Origin of the sequence: Chelatococcus albus (assembly GCF_030067675.1) — a bacterium.
GTDB lineage: Bacteria > Pseudomonadota > Alphaproteobacteria > Rhizobiales > Beijerinckiaceae > Chelatococcus_A > Chelatococcus_A albus.
In genome coordinates this window covers 132,055-151,185 of sequence record NZ_JASJEV010000008.1, presented here as the reverse complement: position 1 = coordinate 151,185, position 19,131 = coordinate 132,055, and the positions used below count along the sequence as shown (strand labels likewise).

The 19,131-nt window shown below is 69.7% G+C and carries 17 protein-coding genes and 1 pseudogene; 12 read left to right on the top strand and 6 right to left on the bottom strand.

Features of this window, described 5'->3' with window-relative positions; genetic code table 11:
* Window positions 1-89: 89 nt before the first annotated feature.
* The 3 genes and pseudogenes from QNA08_RS14035 to preA form a co-directional block, all read left to right on the top strand.
* Window positions 90-791: pseudogene (locus QNA08_RS14035) on the top strand (IS3 family transposase); the annotation flags it as partial.
* A gap of 235 nt (window positions 792-1,026) precedes the next feature.
* Entirely contained in the window at window positions 1,027-2,391 is a 1,365-nt protein-coding gene (locus QNA08_RS14030) for an NAD(P)-dependent oxidoreductase (protein ID WP_283741348.1), read from the top strand.
* An 87-nt stretch (window positions 2,392-2,478) separates the two neighbouring features.
* Window positions 2,479-3,786, top strand: a complete 1,308-nt coding sequence (gene preA / locus QNA08_RS14025; RefSeq protein WP_283741347.1) for an NAD-dependent dihydropyrimidine dehydrogenase subunit PreA — start codon at window positions 2,479-2,481, stop codon at window positions 3,784-3,786.
* A gap of 386 nt (window positions 3,787-4,172) precedes the next feature.
* Here the strand turns inward: preA and rutR are convergent, their stop codons facing one another.
* Window positions 4,173-4,853: an HTH-type transcriptional regulator RutR gene (rutR, locus tag QNA08_RS14020; protein WP_283741346.1), complete on the bottom strand. Its 681-nt coding sequence runs from the start codon at window positions 4,851-4,853 to the stop codon at window positions 4,173-4,175.
* Between the two features lie 248 nt (window positions 4,854-5,101).
* On the opposite strand from rutR, the gene QNA08_RS14015 reads away from it, so the two are divergent.
* From QNA08_RS14015 to QNA08_RS13990, 6 genes are all read left to right on the top strand, one after another.
* Entirely contained in the window at window positions 5,102-5,899 is a 798-nt protein-coding gene (locus QNA08_RS14015; RefSeq protein ID WP_283741358.1) for an ABC transporter ATP-binding protein, read from the top strand.
* 48 nt (window positions 5,900-5,947) lie between these two features.
* Window positions 5,948-6,871 carry an ABC transporter permease gene (locus QNA08_RS14010; RefSeq protein WP_283741345.1) on the top strand — a complete coding sequence of 308 codons (924 nt, stop codon included), beginning with the start codon at window positions 5,948-5,950 and terminating at the stop codon, window positions 6,869-6,871.
* A complete protein-coding gene (locus QNA08_RS14005; RefSeq protein ID WP_283741344.1) occupies window positions 6,868-7,818 on the top strand; it encodes an ABC transporter permease in 951 nt (316 codons plus the stop codon). Before QNA08_RS14010 ends, QNA08_RS14005 begins: the two co-directional genes overlap by 4 nt.
* 78 nt (window positions 7,819-7,896) lie before the next feature.
* Window positions 7,897-8,868: an ABC transporter substrate-binding protein gene (locus QNA08_RS14000; protein ID WP_283741357.1), complete on the top strand. Its 972-nt coding sequence runs from the start codon at window positions 7,897-7,899 to the stop codon at window positions 8,866-8,868.
* Window positions 8,869-9,155: 287 nt separating this feature from the next.
* The gene (gene hydA / locus QNA08_RS13995; protein ID WP_283741343.1) at window positions 9,156-10,610 is read left to right on the top strand and encodes a dihydropyrimidinase; all 1,455 of its coding nucleotides are present in this window, start codon (window positions 9,156-9,158) and stop codon (window positions 10,608-10,610) included.
* Between the two features lie 114 nt (window positions 10,611-10,724).
* The gene (locus QNA08_RS13990; RefSeq protein WP_283741342.1) at window positions 10,725-11,978 is read left to right on the top strand and encodes a M20 family metallo-hydrolase; all 1,254 of its coding nucleotides are present in this window, start codon (window positions 10,725-10,727) and stop codon (window positions 11,976-11,978) included.
* 30 nt (window positions 11,979-12,008) lie between these two features.
* Here QNA08_RS13990 and QNA08_RS13985 read toward each other — a convergent pair whose 3' ends face one another.
* The 3 genes from QNA08_RS13985 to QNA08_RS13975 form a co-directional block, all read right to left on the bottom strand.
* Window positions 12,009-12,812 (bottom strand): TrmH family RNA methyltransferase, encoded by an 804-nt coding sequence (locus QNA08_RS13985; protein ID WP_283741341.1) that lies wholly within the window; start codon window positions 12,810-12,812, stop codon window positions 12,009-12,011.
* 5 nt (window positions 12,813-12,817) lie between these two features.
* Entirely contained in the window at window positions 12,818-14,647 is a 1,830-nt protein-coding gene (locus QNA08_RS13980; RefSeq protein WP_283741340.1) for an ABC-F family ATP-binding cassette domain-containing protein, read from the bottom strand.
* An 88-nt stretch (window positions 14,648-14,735) separates the two neighbouring features.
* Window positions 14,736-15,242, bottom strand: coding sequence for a serine dehydratase beta chain (locus tag QNA08_RS13975; RefSeq protein ID WP_283741339.1), 507 nt, complete (start codon window positions 15,240-15,242; stop codon window positions 14,736-14,738).
* 98 nt (window positions 15,243-15,340) lie between these two features.
* Here QNA08_RS13975 and QNA08_RS13970 point away from each other — a divergent pair, with 98 nt between their 5' ends.
* Entirely contained in the window at window positions 15,341-15,907 is a 567-nt protein-coding gene (locus QNA08_RS13970; protein WP_283741338.1) for a helix-turn-helix domain-containing protein, read from the top strand.
* A gap of 32 nt (window positions 15,908-15,939) precedes the next feature.
* Here QNA08_RS13970 and QNA08_RS13965 read toward each other — a convergent pair whose 3' ends face one another.
* On the bottom strand, window positions 15,940-16,410 hold the full coding sequence (locus QNA08_RS13965; RefSeq protein WP_283741356.1) for an Lrp/AsnC family transcriptional regulator: 471 nt from the start codon (window positions 16,408-16,410) through the stop codon (window positions 15,940-15,942).
* A 274-nt stretch (window positions 16,411-16,684) separates the two neighbouring features.
* Between QNA08_RS13965 and QNA08_RS13960 the strand changes: the two genes are divergently transcribed.
* Entirely contained in the window at window positions 16,685-17,767 is a 1,083-nt protein-coding gene (locus QNA08_RS13960; protein ID WP_283741355.1) for a PLP-dependent cysteine synthase family protein, read from the top strand.
* A gap of 126 nt (window positions 17,768-17,893) precedes the next feature.
* Complete coding sequence (locus QNA08_RS13955) at window positions 17,894-18,640, top strand: SDR family oxidoreductase (protein WP_283741337.1); 747 nt, start codon at window positions 17,894-17,896, stop codon at window positions 18,638-18,640.
* Window positions 18,641-18,646: 6 nt separating this feature from the next.
* Here QNA08_RS13955 and QNA08_RS13950 read toward each other — a convergent pair whose 3' ends face one another.
* On the bottom strand, window positions 18,647-19,126 hold the full coding sequence (locus QNA08_RS13950) for a YbaK/EbsC family protein (RefSeq protein WP_283741336.1): 480 nt from the start codon (window positions 19,124-19,126) through the stop codon (window positions 18,647-18,649).
* Window positions 19,127-19,131: the final 5 nt, after the last annotated feature.

Sequence of the window (19,131 nt, the reverse complement as noted above, 5' to 3'; positions counted from 1 at the left end):
CTCGTTGAACCTGCTCTTCTTCACGTCCGTCTCCTGAGGTGACGGACTCTCATTCAAATCGAGGGATCAGGAAGGGGCAGGTCATCGGTCGAACGGTGTGGCGGCAGATGAAGCGAGACGGTGAAGACGTCGCGCGCTGCACGGTGGCGCAACTGATGAAGGGGATGGGTCTTCGCGGGGCCGTCCGCGGAAAGATCCCGAAGACGACCATCAGCGACAAGGTCACACCTTGCCCGCGCGATCTCGTCAATCGGCAGTTCCGGGCACCGGCTCCGAACCAGCTTTGGGTCTCCGACTTCACCTACGTCGCGACCTGGACGGGGTTTGTCTACGGGGCCTTCGTGATCGACGCCTTCGCCCGCCGCATCGTCGGCTGGCGGGCGAGCCGCACGGTGCACGCCACCGTCGTCCTCGATGCCCTCGACCAGGCCCTCCACGCCCGCCGTCCGGGGCCAGGTGAGGGCCTCGTCCATCACAGCGACCGGTGCTGGCAATACCTGTCAATCCGCTACACCGAGCGCCTCGCCGATGCCGGTGTCGTCCCCACGGTCGGCAGCGTCGGGAACTCCTACGACAACGCCCTCGCCGAGACCATCAACGGCCTCTACAAGGCCGAGGTGATCCACCGACGAGGACCGTGGCGCTCCTTCGAGGCGGTCGAGTACGCCACGCTGGAATGGGTCGACTGGTTCAACAATCGCCGGCTGCTGGAGCCCATCGGCAACATCCCGCCGGCCGAGGCCGAGGAACGCTACTACGCCATGACGGAAGAGACGGCCATGGCGGCGTGACTCAAACGAAACTGCCTTCGGCAAACCCGGCCCGGCTCAAACCCGGCGCGGTTCACTTCTCTGACGGAAGGGCCATCTGCTGCGGGCGGCCCGGTGCGCTACACGCCTCTTGAGACTAGCATCTGCCGCGGGAATGGTCAGTATTGCTGCCGCGATTGCTCTGAAATTGTTCTTGACCAAATGGTCAAACTCTTCTTTGCTCAGGTTCTAAACTGCGAAAACGCAGGGGGAACACATGCCGAGCCGGTCCGAGATCCGCCCTGGGCGGATGCCGCCCGAAGTGCATCCGCAGGCCTTCGCCGATCTGCATCCGCCGCTCGACGGCCACGAGGTCAGGGTCGCCGCCGACCGCTGCCTGTTCTGCTACGACGCGCCCTGCGTAAGCGCCTGCCCGACGGGCATCGACATCCCGATGTTCATCCGCCAGCTCGCCACAGGCCAGCCACTCGTGGCGGCGCGCACCATCCTGGACGCGAACATCATGGGCGGCATGTGCGCCCGCGTCTGCCCGACGGAGACGCTGTGCGAAGAGGCCTGCGTGCGCAATGCCGCCGAGGGCAAGCCGGTGGAGATCGGCCGTCTGCAACGCGCCGCGACCGACGCCATGCTGGAGACGGGACGCCAGCCCTTCCGGCGCGGGGCGCCGACCGGCCGGCGCGTCGCCGTGGTCGGCGCCGGGCCGGCAGGCCTTGCCTGTGCCCACAAGCTCGCCGTGCTCGGCCACGCGGTCGTCGTCTTCGAGGCGCGCGCCAAGGCCGGCGGACTCAACGAATACGGCATCGCCGCCTACAAGGCGACGGACGACATCGCCCGGCGCGAGGTGGAGTGGATCCTCGGCATCGGCGGCATCGAGCTGCGCACCGGTGCGCGCCTCGGCCGCGACGTGACGCTCGCCGGGCTGCGCGAGGAGTTCGACGCCGTCTTCCTCGGTCTCGGCCTCGGCGCCACCAACGCCCTCGGGCTCGATGAGGGTGGGCTCGCCGGCGTCGAGGATGCGCTCGCCTTCATCGAGCGGCTGCGCCAGGCATACGATCTGTCGGGGCTGCCCGTCGGGCGCCGCGTCGTCGTCATCGGCGGCGGCATGACGGCGATCGACGCCGCCGTGCAGGCCAGGAAGCTCGGCGCCGAGGAGGTGACGATCGTCTATCGCCGCGGCCCGGAGGCCATGGGCGCGAGCCGCTACGAGCAGGAGCTGGCGCAGACGGCGGGCTGCACCATCCGCCACTGGGCGCGGCCCGCCGCGCTCTCGGGCGAGGGCGGGGTGCTCGCCGCCGTCACCTTCGCCGTGACGCAGCTCGCGGACGGGCGCCTCGTCGACACGGGCGAGACCTTCACCCTCGCCGCCGACCAGCTGCTCAAGGCCATCGGCCAGACCTTTGTGGCGGGCGACGTGCGCGAGGCCGGCGGCCTTCTCGACATGGCGGGCGGGCGCATCGTCGTCGACGCGGAGCGGCGCACGTCGCTTCCCGGTGTCTGGGCGGGGGGCGACTGCGTCGCCGGCGGCCGCGATCTCACCGTCGTCGCCGTCGAGGACGGCAAGCGCGCCGCCCTGTCCATCGACCGCACGCTGCGGGCGGCGATGCGCGAGGCGGCGGAATAGCCGCCCGCAGCCGTCCCGTCCCGAGAAACCCGAGTGATCGCGAGGGCCGGACCCGCGCCGGCCGGGCAAGGCCGAGGAGACAGACCAATGGCCGATCTCAGCGTCGATTTCGTGGGCATCAAGGCGCCGAACCCGTTCTGGCTTGCCTCCGCCCCGCCCACCGACAAGGCCTACAACGTGGAGCGCGCCTTCCGCGAGGGCTGGGGCGGCGTCGTCTGGAAGACGCTCGGCGAGGACCCTCCCGTCGTCAACGTCTCGGGCCCGCGCTACGGCGCCATCCACGGGCCGGACCGGCGCGTCATCGGCTTCAACAACATCGAGCTGATCACCGACAGGCCGCTCGAGGTCAACCTGCGCGAGATCAAGGAGGTCAAGCGCCGCTGGCCCGACCGGGCCATGGTCGTCTCCCTCATGGTCCCCTGCGAGGAGGCGAGCTGGAAGGCGATCCTCAAACGCGTGGAGGAGACGGAGGCCGACGGCATCGAGCTCAACTTCGGCTGTCCGCACGGCATGTCCGAGCGCGGCATGGGCTCGGCGGTGGGCCAGGTGCCGGACTACGTCGAGATGGTGGCGCGCTGGTGCAAGACGCACACGCGCATGCCGGTCATCGTCAAGCTGACGCCGAACATCACCGACGTGCGCAAGCCGGCGGAAGCGGCCAGACGCGGTGGCGCCGACGCGGTGTCGCTCATCAACACCATCAATTCCATCATGGGCGTCGACTTGGACCGCATGGCGCCCGCGCCCAACACCGACGGCAAGGGCACGCACGGGGGCATGTGCGGCCCGGCGGTGAAGCCCATCGCCCTCAACATGGTGGCCGAGATCGCGCGCTTCCCCGCGACGCGCGGCCTGCCCATCTCCGGCATTGGCGGCATCGAGACCTGGCGCGACGCTGCCGAGTTCATGGCTCTGGGCGCCGGCACCGTGCAGGTGTGCACGGCGGCGATGGTCTACGGCTTCCGCATCGTGCACGAGATGATGACGGGGCTCGAAGCCTTCATGGACGAGCGCGGCTATGCGCGGCTTGGCGATTTCGTCGGCGCCGCCGTGCCCAACGTTACCGACTGGCAGTACCTCAACCTCGACTACGCCGTGAAGGCGCGCATCGACCAGGACCTGTGCATCAAGTGCGGCCGTTGCCACATCGCTTGCGAGGACACCTCGCACCAGGCGATCACGGCGACGAAGGACGGCGTGCGCCATTTCGAGGTGATCGACGAGGAATGCGTCGGCTGCAACCTCTGCGCCTCCGTCTGCCCGATCGAGGGCTGCATCACCATGGAGCCGCTGGTGAACGCGGTCGACCGGCGCACGGGCCGCTTCGTCGACGGCTCCTACCGCAACTGGACGCAGCATCCCAACAATCCGCGCGCGCAGGTGGCGGCCGAATGATGCGGGGCGGTTGCATGAAGCGGCCGAGGGGCGCCGGTGATGGGCCGCAGCAGGGCGGTGCCGGCAGGGCGATCGCGTGTGCTGAACGAGATTCGACCAGCTCCGCCCAACCTCCCCCCGTCATCCCGGAAGCCGCGAAGCGGCTGTCCGGGATCCAGAGCCGATGCCAGTGGAGACCAAGGCGCGGCGGTTCGCGTGCCTTCTGGATCAACCGCATCGGTTCTGGATCCCGGCCCCCTCGCTGCGCTCGGCCCTGGGATGACAATGGGTGTGTCCCGCGTGAACATCGGCCTGTCGCCGGGGGAGCGGCGCAACCGGGCGCTCGCGGCCAACGCAACGGTCCCGCGCGCGCTGTGCACCCTCGCCCCGGGGCCGGCCCGCGCCCCCTAGTCCCCACCGCGCGGCAGGACGCCGTCGAGGAGGAGACGGGAGACCGCACGCAAGGTCTCGTCGTGGAAGGTCTCGTCGGAGAGGTCGCGGCCGGTCAGCGCCTGGATCTGCGCGGCGAAATCGGCGTAGTGCTGCGTCGTCGCCCAGATGGCGAAGATGAGGTGGCGCGGCGCCACGGGGGCGAGGCGCCCCTGCGCCGTCCAGGCGGCGATGACCTCGGCCTTCTGCGCGACGAGGGCGGCGAGCGGCCCTTCGAGCACGGGTTTGAGATGCGGCGCCCCCTGCAGGATCTCCATGGCGAAGAGGCGGGAGGCCGTCGGGTGGCTGCGCGACAGGGCGAGCTTGCGGGCGATGTAGTCCTCCAGCGCCTTGCGCGGATCCTGCGTCACGTCGAGCTCGCGCAGGGGATCGAGCCACATGTCGAGCACGCGGCGGAGCGCGGCGACGTAGAGCTCTTCCTTCGTGCGGAAATAATAGAGAAGGTTCGTCTTCGACATGCCCACGGCGGCGGCGATCCGCTCGACGCGCGCGCCGTGGAAGCCATAGCGGGCGAAGACGTCCACGGCTGTATCCAGGATGCGCGCGGCCTTCGCCTCGCCGGCGCGCGTCTTGCGCGGCGCGGGCGCCTTGCGGGGCGTGGTCTTCGCCATGGCGTCGGGATCGGTCACGTCGGTCATCCGCTCTTCGGGCGCGTTCTCGGGCACGGGTGCGGTCGAAACGGGCAGGGCGGCGAACGTCCGCTGCCGGGCGCCGCAGCTGCCCGGCGCGGTGCGGGACGCCGCCCGCCCCGCCACTCATGGCACATGCATTGCTTGGACCAAAGGGTCAAAATTTATGCGCCAAGGCGCGCCGGGCGCTCTTGCGCGACGACGGTCCGTTGCGGAGGCTAGGCATGCGCATCGAAGGCTCGGCGGGAACAGGCGGCATGGCGGCAACCTCGAACGGGGTGCAGGTGATCGACATCGCCGGGCTCACCTTGACCTTCGACACGGCCGACGGCCCCGTCTACGCCCTGTCGAACGTCGACCTGACGATCTCGGAAGGCGAGTTCGTCTCCTTCATCGGCCCCTCGGGCTGCGGCAAGACCACGCTTCTGCGTGTCATCGCCGACCTCGAGCGGCCGACGGGTGGCCACATCCGTGTCAACGGCGTTTCGCCGGAGGAGGCGCGGCTGCGGCGCGACTACGGCTACGTCTTCCAGTCGCCGGCGCTCTATCCCTGGCGCACCATCGAGAAGAACGTCATGCTGCCGCTCGAGATCTTCGGCCTGCCCAAGGCCGAACGGCGCGAGCGGGCGCGCACTTTCCTCGAACTCGTCAATCTCAAGGGCTTCGAGCGCAAGTTCCCCTGGCAGCTCTCCGGCGGCATGCAGCAGCGCGCCTCCATCGCGCGCGCGCTCTCGTTCGATCCCAGGCTCCTCCTGATGGACGAGCCCTTCGGCGCGCTCGACGAGATCGTGCGCGACCATCTCAACGAGCAGCTTCTGCGTCTGTGGGGCAAGACGGGCAAGACGGTGCTCTTCGTCACCCATTCCATTCCGGAGGCGGTGTTCCTGTCGACGAAGATCGTGGTCATGTCGCCACGGCCGGGCCGCATCATCGACGTCATCGACTGCGACCTGCCGCGCGAGCGCACGCTCGACATCCGCGAGACACCAGCCTTTCTCGCCATCGCCCACCGCGTGCGCGATGGCCTCAGGGCAGGGCACTCCTATGAGGATTGAGCCGCAGGCCATGCGGGGCGCCACGCGCTGCCAGCCCGAGGGGGCGTCATGACCGCCGAGGCCCTGCCCGCGCCGCGCGCCGCGGCGCGACCGCTCTCCCGAATCTTCGCCGGCGCGGCGGGGCCGGTCGCCGTCGTCGTGTTGGCGCTCCTGGCAGTCTGGTACGTCGCGGCCGTCCTTGCCAACTGGAGCCTCGTCGCCGAGGCCTTCGCCCGCGGCGGCATCCCGGCCACGTTCGGGGACGTGCTCGCCGGCACGCTCGGTGGCGAGCGGCCGGTGCTGCCGGCGCCGCACCAGATCCTCGCCGAACTGTGGAAGACGGTTGTCGACACGCCGGTCACCTCTCGCCGCAGCCTCGTCCTGCACGGGTGGGTGACGCTGTCCTCCACGCTTCTCGGCTTCGCCATCGGCGCGCTCACGGGCATCGTGCTCGCCGTCGCCATCGTGCACCTACGCATGCTGGAAAAGAGCCTGATGCCCTGGATCATCTCCTCCCAGACGGTGCCGATCCTGGCGATCGCGCCGATCATCATCGTCGTTCTCGGTTCGATCGGCATCCGCGGCGTGCTGCCGAAATCGATCATTTCGGCCTATCTGTGCTTCTTCCCAGTCACTATCGGCATGGTGAAGGGGCTGACCTCGCCCGATGTGCTGCAGCGGGACCTGATGCGCACCTATTCGGCGAGCGTGGCCGACACGCTCTGGAAGCTGCGCCTGCCGGCCTCCGTGCCCTATCTCTTCGCGAGCCTGAAAGTCGCTGTGGCGATCAGCCTCGTCGGTGCCATCGTGGCGGAACTGCCGACCGGGGCGCAGGCCGGGCTCGGCGCGCGGCTGCTCGCCGGTTCCTACTACGGCCAGACGATCCAGATCTGGGCGGCGCTCTTTGCCGCGGCCATCCTCGCCGCCGCGCTCGTCGCCGTCGTCGGCATGGTCGAGCGCCTCGTGCTCCGGGCGATGGGAGCGCGGCGATGACGGCGACGCTTCTTCTCCTGGCGGCGGTCTTTGCCGGGGCGGCCGCGGCCCTCGGCCATGTCCACCGGCCGGGTGTCGCGGGCGAGGCAGGCCTTGCCTTCTGGCTCGCCACCGCTGGGCTGTGGCTGCTCGCGACCGTCGCCGTGAGCCGGCTCGCGCGGCTCGAACCGCGCGCACCGGCAGCGCGGCGCGTCGTCGACGCCGCCGTGCCGCTCGCCTTCGGCGCCTTCCTCTTCTTCCTGTGGGAGGTGATCGTGGTCGGGGCGGGCGTGCCGGCTGTGCTCATGCCGGCGCCGTCCGCCATCGCTGCGAAATTCGTGGCGTCGCTGCCCACCCTCGGCGCCGACTTCGTGCAGACCTTCGTCAAGTCGGTGCTGTCGGGCTACGCCATCGGTTGCACTGCGGGCTTCCTCACGGCGATCGTCGCCGACCGCGTGCCCTTCTTGAAGCGCGGCCTCCTGCCCCTCGGCAATTTCGTCTCGGCGCTGCCCGTGGTCGGCATCGCGCCCATCATGGTGATGTGGTTCGGCTTCGACTGGCCGTCGAAGGCGGCCGTCGTCGTGGTCATGACCTTCTTCCCCATGCTCGTGAACACGGTGGCGGGGCTTTCCGCTGCCGGGCCGCTTGAGCGGGACCTGATGCGCTCCTACGCGGCGGGCTACTGGACAACGCTTCTCAAGCTGCGCCTGCCGGCGGCGCTGCCCTTCGTCTTCAACGCGCTCAAGATCAATTCGACGCTCGCTCTCATCGGCGCCATCGTCGCCGAGTTCTTCGGCACGCCCGTGGTCGGCATGGGCTTCCGCATCTCGATCGAGGTGGCGCGGCTGGCGCTCGACATGGTCTGGGCCGAGATCGCGCTGGCGGCCATCGCCGGCTCGCTCTTCTACGCTCTGGTGGCGCTCGCCGAGCGCGGCGCCACCTTCTGGCATCCGTCGTACCGACAATAGCCGAAGGGGAACGGTGCGGCGTCAGTGGAGGTGGACATGAAGGCCAGCATTCGTCGTAACCGGTTCCGTCGCGCGACCATGGTCCTCGCCGGTGCGCTCGCCCTCACAGGCGGCGCGGCAGAGGCGGCCGAGAAGGTGACCCTGCAGCTCAAATGGGTCACCCAGGCCCAGTTCATGGGCTACTACGTCGCCAAGGACAAAGGCTTCTACAAGGAGGCCGGGCTCGACGTGACGATCAACCCCGGCGGGCCGGACATCGCCCCGCCGCAGGTCATCGCCGGCGGCGGCGCTGACGTCATCGTCGACTGGATGCCCTCCGCGCTCGCCTCGCGCGAGAAGGGCGTGCCGCTCGTCAACATCGCCCAGCCCTTCAAGAAGTCGGGCATGATGCTGACCTGCCGGGCCGAGACGGGCATCAAGACGCCGGCCGACCTCAAGGGCAAGACGCTCGGTGTCTGGTTCTCCGGCAACGAATATCCCTTCCTCGCCTGGATGGCGAAGCTCGGCCTCAAGACCGACGGCTCGGCGGGTGGCGTGAAGGTGCTGAAGCAGGGCTTCAACGTCGATCCGCTCATCCAGAAGCAGGCCGACTGCATCTCGACGATGACCTACAACGAGTATTGGCAGGTCATCGATGCGGGCTTCAAGCCCGATCAGCTCGTCGTCTTCAAATACGAGGACCAGGGCGTCGCGACCCTCGAGGACGGGCTCTACGTGCTCGAGGCAAAGCTGAAGGACCCCGCCTTCGTCGCCAGGATGGCGAAATTCGTCAAAGCCACGATGAAGGGCTGGGATTACGCCCGCCAGAACTTCGCGGAAGCCGCCAAGATCGTGCTCGACAATGACGCAAGCGGCGCCCAGACCGAGAAGCACCAGACGCGTATGGCCGGCGAGATCGCCAAGCTACTCGACGTGAAGGGCGGCGCGCTCGACCCGGCCGACTACGAGCGCACGGTGACGACCCTCCTCTCCGCCGGCGGCGATGCGCCGGTGATCACCAGGAAGCCGGAGGGCGCCTGGAGCGCGGCGGTGACCGACGCGGCGAAGTGAGGCGGCGCGGCCGTGGCCGCCTCGCCCCGTCCGGGCGGGCCGCCGCGGGCAATGCTCACCGTCATCCCGGGGCGGGCGTGGCCCGAGCCCGGGATCCAGAACCGATGTACCGCGACGGGAAGGCGGGGAGCCCGTTGTGCCCATTTCGCGGCGCGGATCGTTTCCGGATCGAGGACGGCCGCTCCGCGGCTTCCGGGATGACGCTGGGGAAGCGGCCGGGTGGCGATCGCGCCGCGGCCGCAAGAGGCTCGGGCAGATAGAGGCTCGGACAAGAACAGGAGGACCCCATGGCGATACTCATCCGCGGCGGCACGGTGGTGAACCACGACCACGCGCGGCGGGCCGACGTGCTCGTCGATGGCGAAACCATCGTGGCGGTTGCCGAGACGATCGACGCGCCGGCGGGGGCGGAGGTCGTCGATGCCGGCGGCACATACGTCATGCCCGGCGGCATCGATCCGCACACGCACATGGAGTTTCCCTTCATGGGCACCGTGTCGGCGGACGATTTCGAATGGGGCACCAAGGCGGCCCTCTCCGGCGGCACGACAATGATTGTCGACTTCTGCATCCCCGCGCCCGGCCAGTCGATGCTCGCCGCCTACCAGGACTGGCGGCACAAGGCCGAGAAGGCGGCCGCCGACTATGGCTTCCACATGGCGGTGACCTCCTGGTCGCGGGAGGTGTGGGAGGAGATGGAAACCGTCGTCAGGACCTACGGCATCAACACCTTCAAGCATTTCATGGCCTACAAGGGCGCCCTGATGGTCAACGACGACGAGCTCTACCACTCGTTCCGCCGCTGCGCCGAACTGGGCGCGATGCCCCTCGTCCACGCCGAGAACGGCGACGTGGTGTTCCGCCTGCAGCAGCACTATCTCGAACAGGGCGTGACGGGGCCCGAAGGCCACGCCTACTCGCGCCCGCCGGAGGTGGAAGGCGAGGCGACGAACCGCGCCATCATGATCGCCGACATGGCGGGCAGCCCCCTCTACGTGGTGCATACCTCCTGCCGCCCGGCGCACGAGGCCATCGCCCGCGCCCGCGCCGCCGGCAAGCGCGTCTACGGCGAGCCTCTGATCCAGCATCTCGTCCTCGACGAGGACGAGTACCGCAATCGTGACTGGGACCACGCCGCGCGCCGCGTCATGTCCCCGCCCTTCCGCCCCCGGGAGCACCAGGCGAGCCTGTGGGCGGGCTTGCAGTCGGGCTCGCTGCAGGTGGTGGCGACCGACCACTGCTCCTTCACCTCAGAGCAGAAGCGCATGGGGCGCGGCGACTTCACCCGGATCCCGAACGGCACCGGCGGGCTCGAGGACCGCATGCCCGTGCTGTGGACGGCCGGCGTCAACACCGGCCGCCTGACGCGGGAGGAATTCGTCGCCGCGACCTCCGCCAACATCGCCCGCATCCTCAACATCTATCCGAAGAAGGGGGCGGTGGCCGCGGGCTCCGACGCCGACATCGTTATCTGGGACCCGCGCGCGACCAAGACCATCTCGGCGACGCGGCAGGTCAGCCGCATCGACTACAACGTCTTCGAGGGCTTTTCCTGCACGGGCCTGCCCGTTGTCACGCTGTCGCGCGGCAGGATCGCATGGAAGGAGGGTGACCTGCGGGCCGAGCGCGGCGAGGGCCGCTACGTCGCCCGCGATCCCTTCCCGGCCGTGCACGTTGCCAATTCCACCTGGCGCGAGCTCAACGCCCCGCGGGCCGTCGAGCGCGCGGAGGTGACGCCCTAGCGAGACGCGACCGGCTTGCGTGAAAGCCGGTCGCCCGCGTCATGGCCGGCCTCGCCCCGGCCATCCCATGCGCCGAACGCCGTCAATGAGGCCCGGATTTCCAGGACATCGATCATGACCCCCAACCTCCAGATCAATCCCCAGCGGCTGTGGGACAGCCTGATGGAGACGGCGAAGATCGGCGGCACGCCGAAGGGCGGCATCTGCCGCCTGACGCTCACCGATCACGACCGACGGGTGCGCGACTGGTTCAGGGCCGAGTGCGAGACGCTCGGCTGCACGGTCACCGTCGACGAGGTCGGCAACATGTTCGCGGTCCGGCCTGGCAGGCGCGCCGATGTCCTGCCCGTCGCCATGGGCAGCCACCTCGATACCCAGCCGACGGGCGGCAAGTTCGACGGCGTGCTTGGCGTGCTCGGCGGGCTCGAAGTCCTGCGCACGCTCAACGACACCGGCTACGAGACCAACGCGCCGCTCATGCTCGTCAACTGGACGAACGAGGAGGGCTCGCGCTTCGCCCCCGCCATGCTCGCCTCCGGCGTCTATGCCGGGGTCTTCGACCGCGCCTTTGCCGACAGCCGGCAGGACCGCGACGGCGTCACCTTCGGCGAGGCGCTGGAGGCCATCGGCTATCGCGGCGAGGCGAAGGCGGGCTCGGTGAAGTTCGGCGCCATGTTCGAGCTCCACATCGAGCAGGGACCGATCCTCGAGGCGGAGGAGAAGGCCATCGGCGTCGTGCAGGGCGTGCAGGGCATGCGCTGGTACGAGGTGAACCTCACCGGCCGCGAGGCCCACACGGGCTCGACGCCCATGACCCTGCGCCGCAACGCCCTCGTCGGGGCGGCAAGGCTCGTCGAGCGCGTCGACCGCATCGCCCACGCGCATGCGCCGTCAGCGGTGGGCACGGTCGGGCTCATGGAGGTCAAGCCCAATTCGCGCAACGTCATTCCCGGCCACGTCTTCTTCACGGTGGACTTCCGGCATCCGAACGACGCCGTGCTCGACGAGATGGAGAAGGCGTTCTTCGCCGCCGTCGAGGAGGTCGCCTCCGCCCTGAAGCTTGAAAGCGACGCCGGGAAGATCTGGGAATCGCCCGCCGTGCGGTTTGACGCCGACTGCATTGCCGCGGTGCGCAGCGCCACCGAGCGGGCGGGCCTGCCGGCGCGCGACATGGTCTCGGGAGCGGGCCACGATGCCGCCTATATCGCTCGCGTGGCGCCGACGACCATGATCTTCGTGCCCTGTGCGGGAGGCTTGAGCCACAACGAGGAGGAATCGACGAGCTTCGACGAATGCGCCGCCGGCGCGCAGGTGCTCCTCGGCGCCGTGCTCGATTACGACCGTCGCTTCGCCGACGGGGCGGCCTGACCGCCGCCGCCCGTCACGTGGCCGCTCCGCTCATCCCTGCATGGCGAGGTGATGCAGGGCGATGCCGCTCGTTGTCGCCACGTTGAGGGAATCGAAGCCCGCGGCCATGGGGATGCGCACGCTGCGCGTTCGCGCCAGCAGCGCCTCGGGCAGGCCCGGCCCCTCGGCGCCGAGGAGGAGCGCCACGCGCCCGGGCCTCGGGAGGTCCGAGAGCCTTTCCCGGCCGCGTGGGCTCAGCGCCACGGCCTCGAAGCCATGACGGGCGAGGAGATCGACAAGGCCATCCCCATTGCCCTCGCGGGCGAAGGGGACGATGAGGCTCGCCCCGACCGAGACGCGGATCGCCTTGCGGTAGAGCGGGTCGCAGGAGGTCTCGTCGATGAGCACTGCATCGGCGCCGAAGGCGGCGGCATTGCGGAATATGCCGCCCATGTTGTCGTGGTTGGCGATGCCGACGAGGGCCACGACGAGGGCGTGCGGCCCGAGCCCGGCGAGGAGCGCCTCGGCCGTCGGCTCCTCGCCCCGGAGCCCGATGGCGAGCACGCCGCGGTGGATGTGGAAGCCGACGATCGCATCCATCACCCCCTGCGAGGCGACATAGACGGGCACGCCGGCCGGCACCTGCGCGAGTTCGTCGGCGAGGTGACCAAGGCGCTTCTCCGCGACGAGCAGGCTTTCGAGGGCGAAGCGCCGGCGCGAGAGGAGGTGGCGCAGCACCACCTCGCCCTCGGCGATGAAGCGCCGCCCGTGCCCAACCAGATCGCGCTCGCGCACGGCGACGTAACGTGCCACGCGCGGATCGGCGGGATCGTCGACGGGGACGAACTGGGGCATGCGGTCTACGCCTGTGTCTCCAACTCCTCGCGCAGCATTTCGAGCGTCAGCCATTGCTCCTCGGCAGCCTCGAGCTCCGCTTGCGTCTTGGCGAGGAGGGCTGTCGCCTTGGCGAAGCGGTCGGGATCGCGGGCGTAGAGCTCGTGATCGGCGAGGATGGCGTTGAGCTTTGCAACGTCGGCGGTGAGCTTCTCGATGCGCGCCGGCAGGGTCTCCAGCGCATGTTTCTCCGTGAAGCTCAGGCGCCGCCTCTTCGGCTCCGCCGTCCCGGGCGGCGGGCTGCCCGTGGCCCGCTCGCGCTCCTTCGGTCTTGGCTGCTTCGCCGCCGCCGTGCGCGCCTCGACGCCGCGGCCGCGCTGGGCGAGCATGTCGCTGTAGCCGCCGGCATATTCGACCCAGCGGCCGTCGCCCTCGGCCATGATGGTGGAGGTCACGGTGCGGTCAAGGAAATCGCGGTCGTGACTGACGAGCAGCACCGTGCCGGGATAGTCGGCGATCATCTCCTGCAGGAGATCGAGAGTTTCGAGGTCGAGGTCGTTCGTCGGCTCGTCGAGGACGAGCAGGTTGGAGGGCTGGGCCAGGGCGCGGGCTAGCATGAGGCGCCCGCGCTCGCCGCCCGAGAGCGTGCCGACAGGCGAGTTCTGCTGCTCGGGGGCGAAGAGAAAGTCCTTCATGTAGCTGACGACGTGCTTCGCCGCCCCGCCGACGAAGACGGTGTCGCCGCGCCCGCCGGTCAGCGCCTCGCGCAGCGATACCGCCGGGTCGAGGGCGGCGCGCCGCTGGTCGAGCGTCACCATCTGGAGATTGGCGCCGAGGCGCACCGTGCCGGCGTCCGGCCCGAGCGCCCCGGTGAGGAGGTTGAGGAGCGTCGTCTTGCCGGCCCCGTTCGGGCCGACGAGGCCGATGCGGTCGCCGCGCCGGATGCGGATCGAAAAGTCCCTGACGACGGGCGCTCCGCCGAAACTCTTCGAGACGCCCCTGGTCTCGACGACGAGCGTGCCCGACGTCTCGCCCTCGGTGACGGTGAGCTTGACGGCGCCCGCAGCCCGCCGCTCCTCGCGCCGTTCGCGGCGCATGGCGTCGAGCAGGGCGAGCCGTCGCTGGTTGCGCTTGCGCCGGGCGGTCACGCCGTAGCGCACCCAGTCCTCCTCTGCGGCAATCTTGCGGTCGAGCTTCTGACGGTCGCGCTCCTCCTCGGCGAGGAGCGCGTCCCGCCAGCCCTCGAAGGCGGCAAAACCCTGCTCGAGCCGGCGCGTCGTGCCGCGGTCGAGCCACAGCGTCGCGCGCGACAGGTTCTCGAGGAAGCGCCGGTCGTGGCTGATGAGGACGAGGGCCGAGCGCAGCGCCCTCAGTTCGCCTTCCAGCCACTCGATGGCCGGCAGGTCGAGATGGTTGGTCGGCTCGTCGAGAAGGAGGATGTCGGGCTCAGGCGCGAGCACGCGCGCGAGCGCCGCCCGCCGCGCCTCGCCGCCGGAGAGCGTCTGCGGGTCCTCCTTCCCGTGGAGGCCGAGGGCTTCAAGGAGATAGCGGGCGCGGTAGGGGTCGTCGCCGGGCGCGAGCCCCGCCTCGACATAGGCGAGAGTCGTGGCGAAGCCCGAAAGGTCGGGCTCCTGCGGCATGTAGCGCACGGTCGCTCCCGGCTGCAGAAAGCGCGTGCCGCCGTCGGCCTCGATCTCGCCCGCGGCGATCTTGAGGAGCGTCGACTTGCCCGAGCCGTTGCGGCCGACGAGGCCGAGCCGCTCGCCCGGCGAAACCGAGAGCTCGGCCCCGTCGAGGAGCGGCGTCGCGCCGATCGTGAGCCGGATGTCCTGCAGGAGAAGAAGGGGAGGCGCCATGACGGCGACCTATCGCATTTTGACGCGCGGGGGAACCGCCGGGTCAGCCGTGCCGATGGGCGAAAGGTTGGCGTGCAAACACCGGCTGTCATCCTGGAAGCCGCGCGAGCGGCCGTCGCGCCGCGGCTTCCGCCGTGAGCGGGAGGCTGGATGGCAGGCCTCGGCCGGCAGCCGGGAGCGGGCGGTCGATGATCGCGAGCGTGGCGCCGGCCGCGTCCCAGACCGTCAGGTACAGGCGGTCGGGCGGGGCGAGAAGGCGCTCCCGGCGGTAGCGGATGGCGGAAGTGGCGAAGGGCACGAGCTTGCCGCCAGCGAGGCGGATGAAGCGCTTGTCGGCGAGCCGCGCCATCAGGCGCTCGGCCTCGAGCGACAGGAGGCCGCCGGCGAACCCGGACAGACCGAGGACGACGGCGCGGTCGATCAGGGGATCTCGCCCGCGCTCGGACAGGATGCCGAAGAGGTCGACGCAGACGCGGCCGATGCCGTGCGGACACTGCCGGTGCGCCGCCCCGGCCGCGTCCCCCGCCATGGCCATGACGCGCGCGGCGAGGAGGGCCGGGGGCGCATGGTCTCGTAGATCGGGCAGGAAGCGCATCGTGGGTTCCGCGCGTGGAAGGAGAGCCGGGTGGACGGGCGTGCAGCGAGGCAGTAGAGTGAAGCTTGTTCAATATCCAGGATAATGTATACATTATAATGGACGAGCGCAACGCCCCTCCCATCGGTCCCGTCATTCAGCAGCACCGCAAGGCGCGGGGGCTGACGCTGGAGCAGCTCGCCCAGCACTCCGGCGTGTCGAAATCGATGCTGTCGCAGATAGAGCGGGGCCAGGCGAACCCGACGTTCGCGGTGCTGTGGAGCCTGACGCGGGCGTTGCGTATCGACTTCGCCCGGCTCGTCGACAACGGCAGTTCGCACGAGGCCGCGCAGATCGAGCGTGTCGGGCTGACCGGCATTCCCGAGATCCGCACGCCGGACGGGCTCGGCCGCCTGAGAATCCTGAGCCCGCCGCAGCTCGCCGGCGCGACGGAATGGTACGAGCTGCACCTCGAACCCGGTGGCGTCATCGACAGCGCCGCCCATGCCCCCGGCGCGGCCGAGCACCTCACCGCCCTCGACGGCCCGCTCGCCGTGACGAGCGGGAGCGCGACCGCGCGCATCGAGGCGGGTGAGACGGCGCGCTATCCGGCCGACGTGCCGCACCGCATCGAAAACCCGGCGCAGGCGCCCGCCCGCGGTCTTCTCGTCGTCCTCTTCCGCTGACGGAGGGCCGTTGCCGTGACCTGCGCCGCCCGCTACCGCCGCGGCGCGGCGTAGTCGAGCGGGATCTCGGTCGTCGACTTGATCTCTTCCATGGCGAACATGGAGGTGACGTCGGTCAGCTCGATGCGGGCGATGAGCCGCTTGTAGAGCGCGTCGTAGGCCCTGATGTCGGGCACGACGGCGCGCAGCAGATAGTCGATCTCGCCGCTCAGGCGATGCACGTCGACGATCTCGGGAATGTCGGCGACGGCCGCGTGGAAGCGGTCGAGCCAGGCCGCCGTGTGCTGGCTCGTGCGCACGGCGATGAACACCGTAACGCCGACGTTGAGCTTGTCGCGGTCGAGGATGGCGACCCGCCGCCGGATGACGCCCGCCTCCTCGAGCCGCTGGATGCGCCGCCAGCAGGGCGTCGGCGACAGACCGGCGCGCTCGGCGAGCTCGGCGATGGAGAGCGTCGCATCGCCCTGAAGGGCGGCGAGGATGCGCCTGTCGAAAGTGTCGATGCCCGGAAAGCTCTCCCGTGCCGGCCCGCCCATGTGCCTGCCTCGAATTGGTCTGCCCGTGATGACCTACATTCTAGATCACGGTGCTCAATATATAGCAAAGTATAGAATATCATTCTCAATCTACGCAAGGACGAGGCATGGAAAGCAAACCGCTTCCCGCGTCCTTCGCTATGCTCGGTCCCGGATCGATCGGCGGCGCACGGCCCGTGGGTGCGCCGCGTCGCGCTGCCCGTTCACGACTGCCGGGTTTCCGATGAACGCTCACGTGCCGATGCCCACCGCCGTCTCCTGCCCGCGCAGCTGGCTCGCCGAGGCGGTCGCCAGGATCGAGGCGGATTTCAACCGCTCCGCCGATACCCATCTCATCCGCCTCGACCTGCCGAGGGCGCCGGGCGTCACGCTCTACCTCAAGGACGAGTCGAGCCACCCGACGGGCAGCCTGAAGCACCGGCTGGCGCGCTCGCTCTTCCTTTACGCCCTGTGCAACGGCTGGATCGGCCCGCAGACGACGATCATCGAGGCCTCGAGCGGTTCCACCGCCGTGTCGGAGGCCTATTTCGCGCGCCTCCTCGGCCTGCGCTTCATCGCGGTCATGCCGCGCTCGACCTCGCCGCAGAAGATCGCGGCCATCGCCTTCCACGGCGGCGAGAGCCATCTCGTCGAGAATCCGAAGGCGGTCTACGAGGAGGCGCGGCGCCTCGCGCGCGAGACCGGCGGACACTACATCGACCAGTTCACCTATGCCGAGCGCGCCACCGACTGGCGCGGCAACAACAACATCGCCCAATCGATCTTCGCGCAGATGGCGCTGGAGCCCGATCCCGTTCCGGCCTGGATCGTCTGCGGCGCAGGCACCGGCGGCACCTCCGCCACGCTCGGCCGCTACATCCGCTACCAGCGCCATGCGACGCGGCTCTGCGTCGCCGACCCGGAGGGATCGGTCTTCCACCGGCACTATGCCGACCGCTCCGTGCGCGAGCTCGATGGCTGCGCCTCCTGCATCGAGGGCATAGGCCGGCCGCGCGTCGAGCCGTCCTTCATCCCCGAAGTGGTCGACCGCATGGTCGCCGTGCCGGATGCGGCGAGCATCGCCGCCATGCAGGTGATCAGCGAGCTTCTGGGCAAGGGCGTCGGCGGCTCCACCGGCACCAATATCGTCGCCTGCGCGCACATCATTGCCGAGATGGTGGCGCGCGGGGAGAAGGGCTCGATCGTGACCCTCCTGTGCGATTCCGGCGAGCGCTACCGCTCCACCTACTATGACCCGGCCTGGCTCGCGGCGCGCGGCCTCGACGTCGCGCCCTGGCGCGAGAAGCTCACGCGCCTCTTCGCCGAGGGCACGCCCCTCGCCTGACCCACGACGGCCGTCGTTGCGGCATCATGCTTGTGGCGCAGGGCGAACCGTCCGCGAGCGGGCTAGCTGCGCCGCGCGGCGCCACTAGAGTGCGCCGCCACCGCAACGGGAGAAGGGAAGGAAACGATGAGGCTCCAGGGCAAGACCGCGCTCGTGACGGGCGCCGCCTCCGGCTTCGGCAAGGGCATCACCGAGACTTTCGCGCGCGAGGGCGCGCGCGTCGCCATCGTCGACCTCAACGAGACGGCGGCCGGCGCCGTGGTGAAGGAGATCGGCAACGGAGCGATCGCGCTGCGCTGCGACGTGTCGCAGGCGGCCGAGGTCGAGGCCGCGGTGGCGGCAACGCTGAAGGCCTTCGGCCACCTCGACATCGTGGTCAACAACGCCGGCGTGAGCCACCGCAACCAGCCCATGCTCGACGTGAGCGAGGCGGAGTTCGACCGCGTCTTCGCCGTCAACGTCAAATCGATCTATCTCATGGCGCGGGCCACGATTCCGCATTTCCGCGCCCGCGGTGGTGGCGTCATGCTCAACGTGGGCTCGACCGCCGGACTGAGGCCGCGGCCCGGTCTCGCCTGGTACAACGCCAGCAAGGGCGCGGTGAACCTTCTATCGAAGTCCATGGCCGTCGAGCTCGCGCCCGACAACATCCGCGTCAACGCGCTGGCTCCGGTTGCGGGCGACACGCCGCTGCTCGCCACCTTCATGGGCGAGGACACGCCCGAGAAGCGCGCCGCCTTCAAGGCCACGATCCCGCTCGGCCGCCTGTCGACGCCGCAGGACATCGCCAATGCGGCGCTCTACCTCTGCTCGGACGAGGCCAACTTCATCACGGGCGTGGTGCTCGAGGTCGACGGCGGCCGCTGCATCTGAGCCGCCTCACACCATCCTGATCACGGGGGCGCCGAGCGCGTCGCGCAGCGCCTTCGGATCGACGGAGAAGATGGCGAAGGGCGTGCCCGCCGCCGCCCAGACGACGTCGTGGGCGAGGAGATCCTCGTCGATGAAGGTGTCGAGCTTCGTCGCGTGGCCGAAGGGCGGGATGCCGCCGATGGCGAAGCTCGTCAGTGTACGCACCTTGTCGGCGTCCGGGCGGCGGAGCGCCTCGCCGATGGTGGCGGCGACGCCCTTCTCGTTCACGCGGTTCCTGCCGGAGACGAGCAGGAGATAGGGCTTGCCCGTCTCCCGGCCCTCGAACACCAGCGACTTGACGATCTGCGCCACAGCGCAGCCGCAGGCGGCCGCGGCTTCCTCCGCCGTGCGCGTCGACTGCAGCATCTCGCGCACGCTGACAGCGAGCCCGAGGTCGTGGGCGGCCTGCTGGACCTTCATGGCGCTCGGCGGCAGGGCAATCGTCATCGGGT